This window comes from Microbispora catharanthi, from assembly GCF_006334915.2.
Classification (GTDB): domain Bacteria; phylum Actinomycetota; class Actinomycetes; order Streptosporangiales; family Streptosporangiaceae; genus Microbispora; species Microbispora catharanthi.
In genome coordinates, this window is record NZ_VDMA02000007.1 from 139,531 (window position 1) to 155,691 (window position 16,161).

A 16,161-nucleotide genomic window follows, 5' to 3' on the forward strand; every position below is an offset into this window, starting at 1 on the left:
GAACCCGGCGATCAGGTGAGGCCGAGGACGTACCGCTCGACGAACTCGTTGGCGAAGACGCCGCGCGGGTCGTAGTGCCGGGCCAGCGCCGCGAAGTCGTCCAGGCGTTCGTAGCGGGAGCGCAGGACGTCCGCGGGAAGGGTGAACAGCTTCCCCCAGTGGGGCCTTGCGCCGAACGGCGCCAGGCACTCCTCGATCGCGGTGAGCACGGGCGTCACGGCGGCGGTGTCCTTGATCCAGGTGAAGTGGAAGGCCACGGTGTCGCGGCCCTGGCTCGGGCTCAGCCACAGGTCGTCCGCGGCGATCGTGCGGATCTCGGAGATCTGCAGGACCGGGGCGATGCGGTCGCGGATCCCGTCGAGGGCGCGGAACGCCGCGGCCGCGTGCCGCCGGGGCACCATGTACTCCGCCTGGAGCTCCTCGCCGCTGCTGGGGGTGAAGTCGGGCCGGAAGTGCGGCAGGCGCTCGAACCAGGGGCCGGGGACGCCCATCTGGGCCGTGCAGTGCACCGCGGACATGCCGGGCACGGGGTGCCTCGGGCCGTCGGCCGGCGTCGCCCCGAAGAAGCCGCCGCCCGTCTCGGCGCCGTAGAGCCCTCCGGCGGCCGTGGCCCCCTCCAGGCCGCCCGCGGCCGCGTCCCCCGCGAGCCCGCTCACCGCCGCCGCCTCGGCGGGGTCCGCGTCGGCCGTGCCGGCCCGCTCCTTCACCCAGACCTGGTTGATCCGGGAGGTCCGCCAGTCGGTGAACAGGCTGACGCTGTACGCGGCGGACATGACGGCGTCGAACTGGTCGTCCAGCACCTCGGCCGGCAGGCCCTCGTACACGCGCTGGCGGACGTCGAACGACGGGACGACGTCGAGCGTCATGGCGACGACGACGCCGAGGGCGCCCAGCGCGACGACGGCCCCGGCGAACCGGTCGCCGTCCGCGTCGCGGCTCAGCGTGACGAGGTCGCCGTCCGCGGTCACCATCTCGATCGCGCGTACGGCGGTGGCGAGACCGCCGTTGGCGTCGCCCGAGCCGTGGGTGCCGGTCGCGCAGGAGCCCGCGACCGAGATGTGCGGCAGGGACGCGAGGTTGGGCAGGGCGTAGCCCTTGTCGTGCAGACGGCGGCCCAGCTCGCCGTACCGGACGCTCGCGGCGACCCGCACCGTGGACGACCCGCCGTCGATCTCGATCTCCGGCGCCAGCGCGTCGAGCGAGATCAGCGCGCCCGGGGAGTCGGCGATGTGATTGAAGGAGTGGCCGCTGCCCAGCACGCGGGCCTTCTCGCTCCGCGCCACCAGGGCGCGCACCTCCTCGACCGAGGAGGGCCGCTCGACCGCCGCGGCCCCGAAGGTGATGTTGCCTGCCCAGTTTGTCACCAAATGAGTCACAGAGGAGTTCTACCGGAACATCGCGCCCGCGTGCCCGTCAGATGCCCACCTGCGTGCGGTTCACCTTCCCGGTGGCGTCGCGGGGCAGGGGCTCTGTCCTGGGCACGCGCGGACCTCCGCTCCCGCTGACCGGAACTCTGCGGGGCGTACGGGTCAGGCGCCGCGGCCGGGGAGGCTGGCGAGATACCAGTCGACGAGCTTGAGCCGCTCGTCGGCCAGCCTCGCCTCCACCTCTGCCTGGGTCTTCGGCGCGCCCAGCAGCACGTCGTCGCCCGGCCGCCAGTTGGCCGGGCAGGAGACACCGTCACGGTCGGCCGTCTGCAGCGCGTCCACGAGCCTGAGGATCTCGGGGACCATCCGCCCCGCGTTCATCGGGTAGTAGAGGATCGCGCGGACGACCGACTCCGGGTCGATCACGAACACCGCGCGGACCGCCGCCGTCGCCGACGCCTTCGGGTGGAGCATGCCGTACGCGCGGGACACCCGCGTGTCGAGGTCGGCGATGATCGGGAAGGGGATCCTCACGCCGAGCCTGTCCTCGATCGCCCGCGTCCAGGCGAGGTGGCTGTGCACGGAGTCGACCGAGTTGCCGAGCAGGGCGACGTCGCGGGCGGCGAACTCCTCCGCCAGCTCGGCGAACGCGACGAACTCGGTGGTGCACACCGGGGTGAAGTCGGCCGGGTGGCTGAACAGCACCAGCCACCGCCCGGCGTAGTCGGCGAGCCGGACCGGCCCGTGGGTGCTCTCGGCCTCGAAGTCCGGCGCCCTGTCGCCGATGAGCGGAAGCCGGGTGGGTTCCGCCTCCGGCGTCGCCGTGGGGTTCACCGCAGAGGTCGCGGCAGAGGTCATGGTCGCTTCCTTTCCGCGTCACGCCGCCCGGAGTGGGGCCGGCCCGCGAGTGCCGGCGCGGATGCGCGCCGCTCTCGTCGCGGCGTCCACGCGTTCGTTCACCGCGTCGTCCACCGGGCCCGTACCCGCGAAGACCGGTGGCGACCACGACTGTTTCGCCCCGATTCGGTAATGCCGCAGGTCATGAGGGTCCGCGCCGGGCGGGAATGAACGAGGGACGGGAAGGGGGACGCCATGCCGACGACCGGGGTCAGCCATCCGCTGTTCGCCCGCTTCTACACGTGGTTCAGCCAGGTGCTCGACCGGCAGGGCATGTCCGGGCGGCGCGAGGCGCTGGTGGCGGGGCTGTCGGGCCGGGTGATCGAGGTCGGCGCGGGCAACGGGCTGAACTTCACCCACTATCCGCCGTCCGTCACCGGCGTGCTGGCCGTCGAGCCCGAACCGCGGCTGCGGGTGGTCGCCCGCCAGGCGGCCCGTGAAGCGCGGGCGCGGATCGAGGTCGTCGCCGGCCTGGCCGACCGGCTCCCGGCCGCCGGCGGCGGGTTCGACGCGGCGGTGGTGTCGTTCGTGCTGTGCTCGCTGCCCGATCCCGTCGCCGGGCTGCGGGAGATCCGCCGCGTGCTGGTCCCCGGCGGGCGGCTGCGCTTCCTCGAACACGTCCGCGCCGGGCCCACGGGCTGGGCCAGGGCGCAGGACCTGCTGGACGCGACCGTGTGGCCGTGCCTGACCGGCGGCTGCCACACGGGCCGCGACAGCGTGGCGGCCGTCGAGGCGGCCGGCTTCACCGTCGAGTCGCTGGAGCGCTTCGTCTTCCCCGCCCGCGTCCGCAGCCCCATCTCCTTCTGCGTACGCGGCGAGGCCCGGTCCTGAGGCTGGGGTTCAGCGGGTGTCCGGGCGGCTCGCCAGGGCGTCGTACCGCCGGAAGGCGGACACGCCGAAACCGGTCACCAGGACCAGCAGGGCGCACACCAGGCCGCCGCCCGCCCAGGAGGGCACGAGCCCGAAGGCGTCCGCGGTGGCGCCCGCCCGCAGGTCGCCCAGGCGGGGCCCGCCCGCGACGACGACCATGAACACCCCCTGCAGGCGTCCGCGCATCTCGTCCGGGGCGTAGGTCTGCAGGATCGTCTGCCGCCAGACGGCGGAGGCGAGGTCGGTCGCGCCGCCGATCGCCAGCAGCGCCACCACCAGCCACAACGGCTGCGCCAGCGCCGCGGCGGCCACCGTCACACCCCACAGGGCGATCACGAGCGTGAGCGCCACCCCCTGGCGGCGTACGCGGCCGACCCAGCCGGAGAAGACGCCCGCGACGACCGCCCCGATGGCGATGCTCGCCGACAGCCAGCCGAACGCCACCGCCGATCCGCCGAAGCGCTCGGCCGCCATCTCCGGGAACAGCGCCCTCGGCATCGCGAACGCCATCGCGATGATGTCGACCACGAACGACATGAGCACGACGGGCCTGCTCACCACGTATCTGAGCCCGTCGACCACCGAGCGCAGGCCCGGCCGGGAGATCTCGCCGACGGGCGCCAGCGTCGGCAGCCGTACGGCCGCGTAGAAGCCGGCGCCGAACAGGACGGCGTCGATGAGGTACGCGGTGGCGTACCCGCCCTTGGCGAGCACCACCCCGGCCAGCAGCGGCCCGACCACCGTGCCGATGCTGCTGACGAGGAAGTTGAGGGTGTTGGCCGCGGGGACCCGCTCGGTGGGCACGATGCGGGGAATGATCGCCCCGCGCGTGGCCGAGGTGACGGCGAAGCCGATCGACTGCAGGGCGATGACGCCGAGGATGAGATAGACGCTGCCGAGCCCCGACCAGGCGTGCAGCAGCAGGGCGACGGTGGACAGCCAGGCCACCACCGAGCCGGCCAGCAGGAGCCGGCGGCGGTCCATCGCGTCGGCGACCGCGCCGCCCCACAGGCCGAAGACGACCAGCGGGACGAGGCTCACCGGCCCGAGCAGGCCCACCCACAGGGACGACCCCGTGAGGTTGTACACCTGCCCGCTCACGGCCACCGAGGTGAGCTGGAAGCCGATGAAGGAGACGCCCTGCCCCACCAGCAGCCGCCGGTACGCGGGAATGCTCAGTGGCCGGGTGTCGAGGGCGACACGCTTCAGAACTGCCTGTACCCCCGCCACCCTCTACCTCGCCGATCTGGGCATATAGAACATTCGGGGTACTTTACTCTGGCTGCCTGCGAGGCCCGCAGCGGGCCGCGGTTCCGGTCAACATCGTGGCCCCCGGCGTCATCGACACCGACATGCACCAAGGACGCCTGGTCGGCGAGGCCCTGGCCTGGCTGTCGTCGCAGACGCCCCTCGGGCGACTGGGCACCCCGCAGGACGTGGCCGACACCGTCGCCTTCCTGGCCTCCGACGACAGCCGCTATATCACCGGGCGCCGTCTCGACGTCTCGGGCGGGACGACCGTGTAAACCCACGCCAGCGGGCGCCCGGCCCTCGCCTGCTCGCACGACTCGGCGAGCGGACGAGCGCCCGCCTTCGCTACGCACAGGGGACGAGTCACCCCTCGGGACCCCTCGACGAGCACCGACGGCAGCAGAAATATTTAGGCTTTGCGCCGAATGTTTCTGTCAAGAAATGCGCGCCGGGAGGGGGACCGGTCAACAGGCCCGTACCGGCTGAGCGCTCACGCGCGTCCGCCCGGTGACGCGACCGCCCACACGTCCCGCATGTCGGGACCAGGATGCCCGGTCGTCTCGCCCGCCATGACAGCAGGGGGGTTTCGCGGGGCATGGAACCTGGAACTTCCAGCGCGAACAGCCCGCACCCGCGGCGCACCTCACCGCGCCTCAGCCGAACAGGGACGCGGCCGGCTCCGCCGGCCACGGGCGCCAGGAGCCGGAGGAAGGGCCCCGGCGCCAGAATTTCTGTCTGTGTTCCGAAACTTCAGGTCACGAGAAGGTCACGCCACGAGCGGGGCGGTGCTGCCGCGCACGACGAGGCCGGTGGTGAGTTCCAGGCGGTTCTGCGGCGGGGATTCCCCGCGGGCGATGGCGATCACCATGGTCGTGGCCGCGGCGGCCATCTCGGTCAGCGGCTGGCGGACCGTGGTCAGCGCGGGGATGAGCCACTGCGCCATCGGCAGGTCGTCGAAGCCGACCACGCTCAGCTCGTCGGGGATGCGCAGCCCCATCTCGTGGGCCGCCTGGTACACGCCCATGGCCTGCGCGTCGTTGAAGGCGAACACGGCGGTCGGGGGCCGGGGCAGCGCGAGCAGGGAGCGGGCGTTCGCCAGGCCGTCCTCCGCGCTGAAGTCGCCCTGCCGGACGAGCTCCGGATCCGTCGGCACGCCCGCGGCGTCCATGGCCGCGCGGAACCCGTCGAGCCGCGCGCGGCTGGAGAGGGCGTGGGGGGGACCGGTGATGAGGGCGATGCGCCGATGTCCCAGCTCCAGCAGGTGGCGCGCGGCCGACAGACCGCCGCTCCAGTTGCCCGCGCCCACCGAGGGCAGCTCGTGCCCGGGATCGCCGGTGGGATCGACCAGCACCACGGGGATGTCCCGGGTCCTGAGCTGCTCGTGCTGGGCCCGGGTGAGGCCGGAGAAGACCACGATCACGCCGTAGGGACGGCGGCCTATCACCCCCTCGATCCAGCCACTGGCGGGAGGGTGGTGGTCCTGCAACTCGGAGACGACCACCGCGAGGCCGTGCTCGCGCGCCACCTGCTCGACCCCCTTGATGACCTCCATCGCGTACGCGCCCTCCAGCTCGTTGAAGACCAGTTCGATGAGAGGAGCCGCGGTGGGGCGCTTCTTCTGCCGGCGGTACCCGTGCTCGCGGATCAGGTCCTCGACCAGGGCGCGGGTCTCGGGGGCGACCTCGGACCTGCCGTTGACGACCTTGGAGACGGTCGCGGGGGACACCCCCGCCAGCTCGGCGATCTGGGCGATGGTCAGCGGCCGGGAGGGCGTGCGGTCCGGCGGTGTCGGCTCCCTGGTCGTCGTCATGGCCGCAGTTTAGCCCGAACTTTCGGACACGAACCCGAATGTTTCGGATGTCTCACCGCCCGATCCTTGACGGCCTCCAACGCCCCGGCCTAGAGTCCACATAAACTATCGGTCCTGATTCGGAAACTTTCGGACCACAGTTTCAGACGACAGTTCGGATGAGCAGGGGGCGCTCGATGCGGTTGCTCGCGTACCGCCGTCTGCCGCCGCCGCGGCGCGGGTACGGCCGGGCCGATCGTCACCTGGGTCCCGTACGGCGTCTTCCGGGGCCGAGGCCCACGCGACGGATCGACAAGCAAGGGATGTCATGACATTCGTAGACGCGCCGGGGCTCGCGCCCTGGCGGGACGGCGACCGGCCTCTCGACGAGCGCGTGGACGCGCTGCTGGCCGAGATGACGCTGGAGGAGAAGGTCGCCCAGCTCGGATCGGTGTGGGTCGACATCTCGCCCGCCGGCTCGGAGGGGACAGGCGGCAACGTCGCGCCGCTGCAGGACCTGTTCATGAAGGACGGCGCGGACCTCGCCGACCGGATGCGCGACGGGGTCGGCCATCTGACCCGGGTGTACGGCACGGCGCCGGTGAGCCCGGCGGAGGGGGCGGCCGGGCTGCGGAAGCTGCAGGAGCAGGTGATCGCGGCCAACCGGTTCGGCATCCCCGCCATCGCGCACGAGGAGTGCCTGACCGGGTTCGCCACCTACGGCGCGACCGCCTACCCCACCCCGCTGGCCTGGGCCGCGACCTTCGACCCCGCGCTGGTGGAGCGGATGGCCGTGGCCATCGGCGACGACCTGCGCGCCGTCGGCGTCCACCAGGGCCTGTCGCCGGTCCTCGACGTCGTGCGCGACTACCGGTGGGGCCGGGTCGAGGAGACCCTCGGCGAAGACCCCTACCTGGTGGGTCAGATCGGCGCGGCCTACGTGCGCGGCCTGGAGAACGCCGGGATCATCGCGACGCTCAAGCACTTCGCCGGATACGCCGCCTCCCGGGCGGGCCGCAACCACGCCCCGGTCAGCATCGGCCCCCGCGAGATGGCCGACGTCATCCTCCCGCCGTTCGAGACGGCGATTCGCGACGGCGGCGCCCGCTCCGTCATGAACTCCTACACCGACATCGACGGCGTGCCCGTCGGCGCCAACGCCGGCCTGCTGCGCGGGGTGCTGCGTGACCAGTGGGGATTCGACGGCACGGTCGTGGCCGACTACTGGGCGGTGCCGTTCCTGGCCATGAACCACCACGTCGCCGCCGACGAGGCGCACGCCGGCGCGATCGCGCTGCGCGCGGGCATCGACGTCGAACTGCCCGAGACGGTCGGCTACGGCACCCGCCTGGTCGAGCAGGTGCGGGCCGGCCACGTGGAGGAGGCCCTGGTCGACGAGGCCGTGCGCCGGGTGCTGCGGCAGAAGATCGAGCTCGGCCTGCTCGGCGACGGCCCCCTCGTCCCCGAGGACGCCGGCGACGTCGACCTGGACAGCCCCCGCAACCGCGACCTGGCCCGCACCGTCGCCGAACGCTCCGTCGTGCTGCTGAGCAACCCCACCGGCGCGCTGCCGCTGGCCTCCGGGACGACCGCCCGCATCGCCGTCATCGGCCCGTGCGCCGACGACCCGCAGACCCTGCTCGGCTGCTACGCCTTCCCCAACCACGTCCTGGACCGCTTCCCCGACCACGGCATGGGCCTGCCCATCGCGCCCGTCCTGGACCTCCTGCGGACCGAGTTCCCCGACGCCGACCTGCACTACGCGCGGGGCACCGACGTGTCGGGCGACGACACCTCGGGCATCGCCGAGGCCGCCGCCCTGGCCGGACAGTCCGACCTCGTGCTGCTGTTCGTCGGCGACCGGGCCGGGCTGTTCGGCAACGGCACCTCCGGCGAGGGCTGCGACGCCGCCCACCTCGCCCTGCCCGGAGTCCAGCCGGAGCTGGTCGAGGCGGTCCTGGCCACCGGCACGCCGGCCGTCCTGGTCGTGGTGTCCGGCCGCCCGTACGCGATCGGCGCCTACGCCGACCGTGCCGCCGCCGCGCTGCAGGCGTTCCTGCCGGGCGTGGAGGGAGGCACGGCGATCGCGGGGGTGCTCAGCGGCCGGGTCGAGCCCTCGGGCCGCCTGCCCGTCCAGATCCCCGGATCCCCCTTCGTCAACCCCTCCACCTATCTGCAGCCGCCCCTGGGGCTGCGCACCGACGGCATCTCCGTGTCCGACCCGACCCCGGCCTTCCCCTTCGGCCACGGGCTGTCGTACACGACGGTTACCTACGACGCGATGGCGACCTCGGCGGATCGGTGCCCCACGGACGGCACGGTCGAGGCGCGGGTGACCGTCACCAACACCGGCGCCAGGGCGGCGGAGGAGGTCGTGCAGCTGTACGCCTCCGACCCCGTGGCGCAGGTGGCCCGTCCCGTCGCGCAGCTCGTCGGCTTCGCCCGGGTGCCGCTCGCGCCCGGACAGACCCGCGAAGTGGTCTTCGAGATCCCCGCCGACGCCTTCTCCTACACCGACCCCGGCCTGCGCAGGATCGTCGAACCGGGCGTCATCGCGCTCACCGCCGGCCCGTCCGCCGCCGATCGCCCCCTGCGATCGGAGATCCTGCTGACCGGCGACACCGTCGTGCTCGGCCGGGCCCGGCGGCTCACCACCCACGCGCGGGTGCCGGAACCGGCCTCCTGACCGTGACGCGCGTGCGGCGGGCGGCCGGGCCGCCCGCCGCACCGCCTCCCGCCGCCGCGCTCGGCGACCCCCGAGCCCCCGGCCGGGGGAAGACATGCCCCACCGCTCCTGTCCGCCGCTGCTCCCCTCTGGGGCAGGAAACAATGTGAACCACCCCCGTGAAAGGAGCCTCCCCGATGGCCCGGACCGACCTCGACGCGCTCGCGCTCAACGCGCTCACCCTGGAGCAGAAGGCTTCGCTGCTGTCGGGCCGGGATTTCTGGACGACCAAGCCGCTTGAGGAGGCCGGGATTCCGTCCATCACGCTGTGCGACGGGCCGCACGGCGTACGCCGCGAGGCCGGCGGCTCCGACCACCTCGGCATCAACGAGAGCATCCCCGCCACCTGTTTCCCGCCCGCGGCGGCGGTCGGGTCGAGCTGGGACCCCGAAGTGGCCGCCCGGATCGGCGCCGCCGTCGGCAGGGAGGGCCGGGCCCTCGGCGTGGCGGTCGTGCTCGGCCCCGGCGTGAACATCAAGCGCTCGCCGCTGTGCGGGCGCAACTTCGAGTACTACTCGGAAGACCCCCTGCTCTCGGGCGTCCTGGCGGCGGCGCACGTCGCCGCGCTGCAGGCCGAGGGACCCGGCGCGTCGGTCAAGCACTTCGCCGCCAACAACCAGGAGACCGAGCGCATGCGGGTCAGCGCCGACGTGGACGAGCGCACGCTGCGCGAGATCTACTTCCCCGCGTTCGAGCGGGTGGTCACCCAGGCCAGGCCCGCCACCGTGATGTGCTCCTACAACCGGGTCAACGGCGTCCACGCCTCGCAGAACCGGTGGCTGCTCACCGACGTCCTGCGCCGCGAGTGGGGCTTCACCGGCGTGGTCGTCTCCGACTGGGGCGCGGTCCAGGACCGCGTCGCCGCGCTGGCCGCGGGACTGGACCTCGAGATGCCGGGGACCGGCGGCGCGAGCGACCGGCGCATCGTGGACGCGGTCCGCGCGGGCGACCTCGACGAGGCCGTCGTGAACGCGAGCGTGCGCCGCGTCGTCGCCCTCACCGAACGCCGCGGCGGCGTCTCCGGCGCGTTCGAGACCGACGCCCACCACGCGCTCGCCCGCGAACTCGCCGCCGAATGCGCCGTGCTGCTCAAGAACGAGGACGGCACGCTCCCCCTCTCGGCGGAAGCCCGCATCGCCGTGATCGGCGAGTTCGCCGTCAGGCCCCGGTTCCAGGGCGGCGGCAGTTCCCACATCAACGCCACCCGGGTCGACGCGGCGCTCGACGCGATCCGCGCCCTCGCCCCTGACGTCGCCTACGCCCAGGGGTTCTCGCTGGACGGATCGGGCGACGCGCGGGAGCTTCGCGAGGCGGCGGCCGAGACCGCCGCCTCCGCCGACGTCGCGGTCGTCTTCGCCGGCCTGGGCGAGCGGGAGGAGTCGGAGGGCTTCGACCGGGAGACGATCGACCTGCCCGCCGTCCAGGTCGAGCTGATCCGCGCCGTCGCCGCCGCGGCCCGCCGTACGGTGGTCGTCCTGTCCAACGGCGGCGTCGTCTCTCTGGAGGGCTGGCACGACGACGTGGACGCCGTGCTGGAGGGCTGGCTGCTCGGCCAGGCGGGCGGCTCCGCCGTCGCCGACCTCCTCTTCGGCGTCGTGAACCCCTCCGGGCGCCTCGCCGAGAGCATCCCGATGCGGCTGAAGGACACGCCGAGCTACCTCAACTTCCCCGGCGAGGCCGGGCACGTGCGCTACGGCGAGGGCGTCATGGTCGGCTACCGCTACTACGAGACGGTCGAGCTGCCCGTGCGTTACCCGTTCGGCCACGGCCTGAGCTACACGACGTTCGCGATCGGCGGCCTCACGGTCGTTCGCACGGGCGACGACAGGGCCACCGTCACCGTGAGGGTGACCAACACCGGCGATCGGCCGGGCAAGCACGTGGTGCAGGTCTACGTGTCCACCGCCGCGGGTCCCGTACGGCGGCCCGTTCGGGAGCTGCGGGCCTTCAGGAAGGTCTCCCTCGCCCCCGGCGAGTCGCGCACGATCACCCTTCCTCTCGACCGGCGGGCGTTCGCGTACTACGACGTCCCGCTCGGCCGGTGGGTCGTCGCGCAGGGCGACTACACGATCCAGATCGGCGAGAACGCCTCGTCCGTCGTCGCCGAGACGACGATCAGTCTCGACGGCGACTCCCTCGTCCCCGTGGTGTCGCTCGACTCGACGCTCGGCGAGTGGCTCTCGCACCCGCTCGCCGGGCCGGCTCTCCTGCGGGTCCTCAGCGGCGGGAAGGGCGCGCGGCCCGAGGAGGACGACGAGAACGGGTTGCGGATGGCCTCGTCGATGCCGATGGGACGGTTCCTGACCTTCGCCGGCATCGACATCCCCCACGCGACCCTTCGGGAACTGGTGGAACTGGGCGGGTCGGACGGCGCCGCGGCGTGAGCCGGCGGGCGTCGGTGTGGGCTGAAGCGGATTGAACGGTGATTACGAGGGTCATCGGGCCACTTCGTAGCGGAGGTGGGTCACGCCGGGGGCCGGGACGGCCTCCAGCAGACGGAGCCGCACGTGCTTCGGGAGCTCCTGGAAGAAGCGGTGACCGGCGCCCAGCAGAACGGGCACCTGGTGGAGGATCAGCTCGTCGACCAGATCCGCTTCCAGCGCGGACGTCAGCACGCCGCCGCCCATGAGGGCGACGTCCTTGCCCCCGGCGGCCTCGCGTGCCGCCGCGACCGCGTCCTCGATGCCGGTGGTGATCAGGGTCTGCGTCTCGCCGATCTCGGGTGCCGCCCGATGGCTGAGGACGAACAGCCGGGCCATCGGGTGCGGGCTGCCGCCTCCGAAACGGTCGGAGTCCTCGTAGGTGTTGCGCCCTGCCACGACCGCACCCACACGTCCGGCGAGGGTGTCGAAGATCCGGGCACTGGGCCCGCTCAACGTGAACCCGTCGAACACCCCGCTGGGCGTGTCGCCGTCGAAGTACCAGTCGAACAGCGTCGTTCCGTCGCCCAGCCCGCGCCCGGCGCCCGGGTCGCGCCCGGTGATGTAACCGTCGACCGACACCGCGTGGGCGCTGAAGACCTTGCTCATCTCGCCGACTCCCTTTTGAGTTCCCTGAAGAGACTCCATGAGAGTAACAGCCCAAGTTCCTTGAGGGAACTCCGATTGCTAGACTGTTCTCATGCAACGCACGAAGTTCGGGGAGATGGCCTGTTCCATCGCGCGCACCCTCGACGTGATCGGAGAGCCGTGGTCGCCGCTGATCCTGCGCGATGTGTGGGTGGGCATGACTCGGTTCGACCAGCTCCAGGCCGACCTCGGGATCTCGCGCAAGGTGTTGACCGAGCGGCTCACCTACCTCGTCGACCAGGGCGTGCTCGAGCGCCGCCCCTACGACCGGCGGCCGCGCTACGAGTACCACCTGACGACCAAGGGCGCCGAGCTGGTCGACCTGCTCATGGTCATGACCAGCTGGGGGGACCGATGGCTCGCGGGCGAGGCCGGGCCTCCGGTGCTCTACCGCCATCACGCGTGCGGTGAGATCAGCCATGCCGAGCTGCGCTGTGCCCACTGCGGCGAGCCGATGCACGGCGGCGACGTGGATCCGCTGCCGGGCCCGGGCGCGGCCGTCTGACCGAGGCGGGCCCGCGGACGGGGTCGCCTCCTTCGTGCAGCACGCGTTCGTGTTCGGCCGGCACGTGCACGATGAGCAGGCGGCTCATGTCCGCGCGCTCGCGGCGTACGGGCTCGGGCAGTTGCGGTACGAGCCGGGGCAGGCAGGCCGGTCAGCCGAGCCGCTGGGCTCTGCCGAGCAGCCGCTGGGCCACCACGACCAGGGCGAGGAACAGGCCGCTGACCACCTGCTGGAAGGCCGACGTCAGGTTGCCCACCTGGTTGATCAGGCTCTGGATCACCCCGAGCAGCAGCACGCCGGCGATCGTGCCGGTGATGCCGCCCGCTCCCCCGGTCAGCAGCGTGCCGCCGATCACCACCGCGGCGATCACGTCGAGTTCCAGGCCGATGCCGAGGATCGTGACGCCGGAGGAGAGCCGGGCCGCGTTCAGCACCCCCGCGAGGCCCGCGAGCAGGCCCGACATGAGGTAGACGTAGACCTTCGTCCGGGCCACCGGCACGCCCATCAGCGCGGCCCCCGGCTCGTTGCCGCCGACCGCGTAGACGTTCTGGCCGAAGGCCGTCCGCTGGAGCAGGACCATGGCGGCCACCGCGAGGAGCGCCGTGATGTAGACCGGCCAGGTCAGGCCGAACACACCGCCCTGCCCGAGCCGCGCGAACGCCGAGTCCTTCACGAGGTAGGTCGTGGCGCCCTCGTTGGAGATCGCCAGCATCAGCCCGCGCACGCCCAGCAGCCCGGCCAGGGTGACGATGAACGGCGCCATCCCCGTCCTGGCGATGAGCAGCCCCTGGAGGAGCCCCACCAGCCCGCACGCGGCGAGCGGCAGCACCAGCGCGACGAACAACCCATACTGCGAGCCGTACGCCGCGAGGACCCCGCCGAACACGAACAGCGACCCCACCGACAGGTCGATGCCGCCGCTGATGATCACGAAGGTCATGCCGATGGCGATGATCGCGGTGAAGGAGGAGGAGACGAGGACGCTTGCGGCGTTGCCCGCGGTGGCGAAGGAGTCGAAGGCGACGCTGCCGACGACCACCAGCGCCGCCAGCACCATCAGCGCGCCGTGCTGCTGGAGGACGCGGCTCACCTGCTCGCGTCCGGGCGATCCGGTCATCGGGTTCCTCGCTCCCTGGTGGCGTAAACGGCGGCCAGGATGATGACCGCCTGCACGATCTGCGTCCACGACTGCGGCAGGTTGTGCTTGATGAGAGTGGCCGACAGCAGCTGCATGAGCAGCGCGCCCATGACCGTGCTGAGCACCCGGATCCGTCCGCCGCTCAGCGGCGTGCCGCCCACCACCACCGCCGTGATGGCCGACAGCTCGATGAACAGGCCGAGCGAGGTCGGATCGCTCGCCTGCAGCCGCGCGGTCGCGAGCACCCCGGCCAGCGCGGCCAGCACCCCGGAGATCACGTAGACCAGCAGCAGCACCCGGCGGACGGGCAGCCCGGACAGCTCGCTGGCCGCGCGGTTGCCGCCGATCGCGACCACCTGCCTGCCGAACGTCGTCCTGCGGACCAGGAACGCCATCAGCAGGGTCAGCACGGCCGCGATGACCACGATGACCGGCACGCCGGACAGCGAGCTGCTGCCGAGCGCGATCAGGTCGGGGTTGCGGAACTCGACGAGCTGCGGCACGAGCACGTTGGCCAGGCCCCGGACGCCGACCAGCAGCGCGAGCGTGGCCACGATCGGCTGCACGCCGACGTAGGCGACCAGCGCGCCGCCCGCCGTCCCGGCCACCGCGCCGCCGACGAGGGCGACCAGCAGCGCGGGCCACGCGCCGTACCCGAGGTAGAGGGCGACGAGGGCGGCGGCCAGCGACATGACCGAGCCGACCGACAGGTCGATGCCCTGGGTGCCGATGACCAGCGCCATGCCGAGCGACACGATCACGATCGGGGCGACCTGCACGAGCTGGGTGCGGAAGTTCGCCACGTCGAGGAAGTGGGGGGTGAACAGCACGTTGAACAGCAGGAGGACGCCGACCGCGGCGTAGACGCCGTACTCCTGGGCCCAGGCGAGCACCCGCCGCCCGGGCGGTGCGACCGCTTCAGCCATCGGACTCCGCTCCTCGTTCGGCGATGGACGCCATGATCTTGTCCTCCGTGACGTCGTCGCCGGACAGCTCGCCGACGACGGCGCCCTCGCGCAGCACCAGGATCCGGTCGGCGCCCTCCACCAGCTCCTCCAGGTCAGACGAGATCAGTAACACGCCCAGGCCCTCCTCGGCCAGCTCGTCCACGAGTGCCTGCACCTCGGCCTTGGCGCCCACGTCGATGCCGCGGGTGGGCTCGTCCAGCAGGAGGATCTTCGGCCGGATGGCGAGCCACCGCGCGAGCAGGACCTTCTGCTGGTTGCCGCCGGACAGCTCCTGCACCGGCTGGTGCGGCGAGGCCGCCTTGATCCTGAGCCGGCGCATGAAGACCTCGACGACCTTGTCGATCTTCGCGTCGGAGACGACGCCGGCGCGCGACAGCGACGGCAGAGCGGCGAGCGCGATGTTCTCCCTGACCGACAGCGCCGGGATGATGCCCTCGGCCTTGCGGTCCTCGGGCAGCAGGCTGACCCCGGCCCTGATCGCCGCCGTGGTCGAGCCGGTGCGCAGAGGCAGGCCGCCCACGAGCACCCGGCCCGCGTCCAGCGGAAGCGCGCCGACGATGCCCTTGGCCGTCTCGCTTCGGCCCGCTCCCAGCAGCCCGCCGAGGCCGACGACCTCCCCCGGCCACACCGCGACGTCCACCCCGCGCAGCACCTGCCGCCGGGTCAGCCCCTCGGCCCGTACGGCGGGCGCGGCGCCGTCCCGCTCCCGGGCGTGGCGGCGGTCACGGGAGAACCTGGTCAGGCCGCCGGTCCTGACCTCGTCGAGGTCGCGGCCCAGCATCAGGGCGATGAGCTTCAGCCGTTCGAGCTCGGCGAGCGGGCCCGTGTGCGCGACCCGGCCGTCACGCAGCACGGTCACCCGGTCGCACACCTCGTACAGCTCGTCGAGGCGATGGCTGACGTAGACGACGGCGATGCCGTCGTCCCTGAGCTTCCTGATCACCGAGAACAGCGTCTCGACCTCGCGCGGCTCCAGCGACGAGGTGGGCTCGTCCATGATGACCACGCGGGCGTCGATCGCCACGGCCCTGGCCAGGGCGACCATCTGCTGGACGCCCATTCCGAGGGTGCGCAGCGGGCGGCGTACGTCGGTGACGACGCCGTATCCGGCGAGGATCCGCTCCGCCTCGCCGTACATCCTGGCGGTGTCGATGACGCCCAGGCGGCCGCGCGGCTCGCGCCCCAGCATCAGGTTGCGGGCCACGCTCATCATCGGGACGAGGTTGACCTCCTGGTAGATGGTCGAGATCCCGGCGCGCTGGGCGTCGAGCGGCGTCCCGAAGGCCACCGGCGAACCGTTGTAGATCAGCTCGCCGCCGTCCGGGCGGTGGACACCGGTGAAGACCTTGATCAGCGTGGACTTGCCCGCGCCGTTCTCGCCCACGAGGGCGTGCACCTCGCCGGGGAGGAGGGCGATGGACACCCCGTCGAGGGCCACCACGCCGGGAAAGCGCTTGCTGATCTGCCTGGCCTCGAGCACCGGTGCAACGGACTGGCTCAATGAGTTCCCTTCCTCGCGCGGGCCTCCGCGCGCGAGTGCGTGCGGAGGCCCGGGACGCACGCGGGCGTCCGTGACGGGCTGT

General features: G+C 72.6%; 13 protein-coding genes. 5 read left to right on the forward strand and 8 right to left on the reverse strand.

Going from position 1 to position 16,161, the window contains the following annotated elements; genetic code table 11:
- Positions 1-11 precede the first annotated feature (11 nt).
- Positions 12-1,364 (reverse strand): D-arabinono-1,4-lactone oxidase, encoded by a 1,353-nt coding sequence (locus tag FH610_RS15280; RefSeq protein WP_240808983.1) that lies wholly within the window; start codon positions 1,362-1,364, stop codon positions 12-14.
- A 165-nt stretch (positions 1,365-1,529) separates the two neighbouring features.
- Positions 1,530-2,225, reverse strand: a complete 696-nt coding sequence (locus FH610_RS15285) for a peroxiredoxin (protein WP_139575094.1) — start codon at positions 2,223-2,225, stop codon at positions 1,530-1,532.
- Positions 2,226-2,459: 234 nt separating this feature from the next.
- Here FH610_RS15285 and FH610_RS15290 point away from each other — a divergent pair, with 234 nt between their 5' ends.
- Positions 2,460-3,095, forward strand: a complete 636-nt coding sequence (locus FH610_RS15290) for a class I SAM-dependent methyltransferase (RefSeq protein ID WP_139575095.1) — start codon at positions 2,460-2,462, stop codon at positions 3,093-3,095.
- A 9-nt stretch (positions 3,096-3,104) separates the two neighbouring features.
- Here FH610_RS15290 and FH610_RS15295 read toward each other — a convergent pair whose 3' ends face one another.
- Complete coding sequence (locus FH610_RS15295; RefSeq protein WP_139575096.1) at positions 3,105-4,364, reverse strand: MFS transporter; 1,260 nt, start codon at positions 4,362-4,364, stop codon at positions 3,105-3,107.
- On the opposite strand from FH610_RS15295, the gene FH610_RS45195 reads away from it, so the two are divergent.
- Positions 4,313-4,660: an SDR family NAD(P)-dependent oxidoreductase gene (locus FH610_RS45195; RefSeq protein WP_276607668.1), complete on the forward strand. Its 348-nt coding sequence runs from the start codon at positions 4,313-4,315 to the stop codon at positions 4,658-4,660. The genes FH610_RS15295 and FH610_RS45195 overlap by 52 nt on opposite strands.
- A 491-nt stretch (positions 4,661-5,151) precedes the next feature.
- On the opposite strand, the gene FH610_RS15305 is transcribed toward FH610_RS45195, so the two are convergent.
- The gene (locus tag FH610_RS15305) at positions 5,152-6,195 is read right to left on the reverse strand and encodes a LacI family DNA-binding transcriptional regulator (protein WP_139575098.1); all 1,044 of its coding nucleotides are present in this window, start codon (positions 6,193-6,195) and stop codon (positions 5,152-5,154) included.
- Between the two features lie 307 nt (positions 6,196-6,502).
- On the opposite strand from FH610_RS15305, the gene FH610_RS15310 reads away from it, so the two are divergent.
- Together FH610_RS15310 and FH610_RS15315 are read left to right on the forward strand one after the other, a co-directional pair.
- Complete coding sequence (locus tag FH610_RS15310; protein ID WP_139575099.1) at positions 6,503-8,860, forward strand: beta-xylosidase/alpha-l-arabinosidase; 2,358 nt, start codon at positions 6,503-6,505, stop codon at positions 8,858-8,860.
- Positions 8,861-9,036: 176 nt separating this feature from the next.
- Positions 9,037-11,283 (forward strand): glycoside hydrolase family 3 C-terminal domain-containing protein, encoded by a 2,247-nt coding sequence (locus tag FH610_RS15315; protein ID WP_139575100.1) that lies wholly within the window; start codon positions 9,037-9,039, stop codon positions 11,281-11,283.
- 51 nt (positions 11,284-11,334) lie between these two features.
- Here the strand turns inward: FH610_RS15315 and FH610_RS15320 are convergent, their stop codons facing one another.
- Positions 11,335-11,928, reverse strand: a complete 594-nt coding sequence (locus tag FH610_RS15320; protein WP_139575101.1) for a dihydrofolate reductase family protein — start codon at positions 11,926-11,928, stop codon at positions 11,335-11,337.
- Between the two features lie 91 nt (positions 11,929-12,019).
- Here FH610_RS15320 and FH610_RS15325 point away from each other — a divergent pair, with 91 nt between their 5' ends.
- A complete protein-coding gene (locus tag FH610_RS15325) occupies positions 12,020-12,472 on the forward strand; it encodes a winged helix-turn-helix transcriptional regulator (protein WP_139575102.1) in 453 nt (150 codons plus the stop codon).
- Positions 12,473-12,623: 151 nt separating this feature from the next.
- On the opposite strand, the gene FH610_RS15335 is transcribed toward FH610_RS15325, so the two are convergent.
- From FH610_RS15335 to FH610_RS15345, 3 genes are read right to left on the reverse strand one after another with little or no spacing between them, the layout of a single operon-like run.
- On the reverse strand, positions 12,624-13,589 hold the full coding sequence (locus FH610_RS15335) for an ABC transporter permease (RefSeq protein WP_139575103.1): 966 nt from the start codon (positions 13,587-13,589) through the stop codon (positions 12,624-12,626).
- The gene (locus tag FH610_RS15340; RefSeq protein ID WP_139575104.1) at positions 13,586-14,536 is read right to left on the reverse strand and encodes an ABC transporter permease; all 951 of its coding nucleotides are present in this window, start codon (positions 14,534-14,536) and stop codon (positions 13,586-13,588) included. Before FH610_RS15340 ends, FH610_RS15335 begins: the two co-directional genes overlap by 4 nt.
- On the reverse strand, positions 14,529-16,079 hold the full coding sequence (locus tag FH610_RS15345) for a sugar ABC transporter ATP-binding protein (RefSeq protein ID WP_139575105.1): 1,551 nt from the start codon (positions 16,077-16,079) through the stop codon (positions 14,529-14,531). Before FH610_RS15345 ends, FH610_RS15340 begins: the two co-directional genes overlap by 8 nt.
- Positions 16,080-16,161: the final 82 nt, after the last annotated feature.

Excerpts from the sequence above, each read along its gene's own strand:
- FH610_RS15285 (WP_139575094.1), bottom strand. The coding sequence starts at position 2,225 with ATGACCTCTGCCGCGACCTCTGCGGTGAACCCCACGGCGACGCCGGAG.
- FH610_RS15290 (WP_139575095.1), top strand. The coding sequence starts at position 2,460 with ATGCCGACGACCGGGGTCAGCCATCCGCTGTTCGCCCGCTTCTACACG.
- FH610_RS15305 (WP_139575098.1), bottom strand. The coding sequence starts at position 6,195 with ATGACGACGACCAGGGAGCCGACACCGCCGGACCGCACGCCCTCCCGG.
- FH610_RS15310 (WP_139575099.1), top strand. The coding sequence starts at position 6,503 with ATGACATTCGTAGACGCGCCGGGGCTCGCGCCCTGGCGGGACGGCGAC.
- FH610_RS15315 (WP_139575100.1), top strand. The coding sequence starts at position 9,037 with ATGGCCCGGACCGACCTCGACGCGCTCGCGCTCAACGCGCTCACCCTG.
- FH610_RS15320 (WP_139575101.1), bottom strand. The coding sequence starts at position 11,928 with ATGAGCAAGGTCTTCAGCGCCCACGCGGTGTCGGTCGACGGTTACATC.
- FH610_RS15325 (WP_139575102.1), top strand. The coding sequence starts at position 12,020 with ATGCAACGCACGAAGTTCGGGGAGATGGCCTGTTCCATCGCGCGCACC.
- FH610_RS15335 (WP_139575103.1), bottom strand. The coding sequence starts at position 13,589 with ATGACCGGATCGCCCGGACGCGAGCAGGTGAGCCGCGTCCTCCAGCAG.
- FH610_RS15340 (WP_139575104.1), bottom strand. The coding sequence starts at position 14,536 with ATGGCTGAAGCGGTCGCACCGCCCGGGCGGCGGGTGCTCGCCTGGGCC.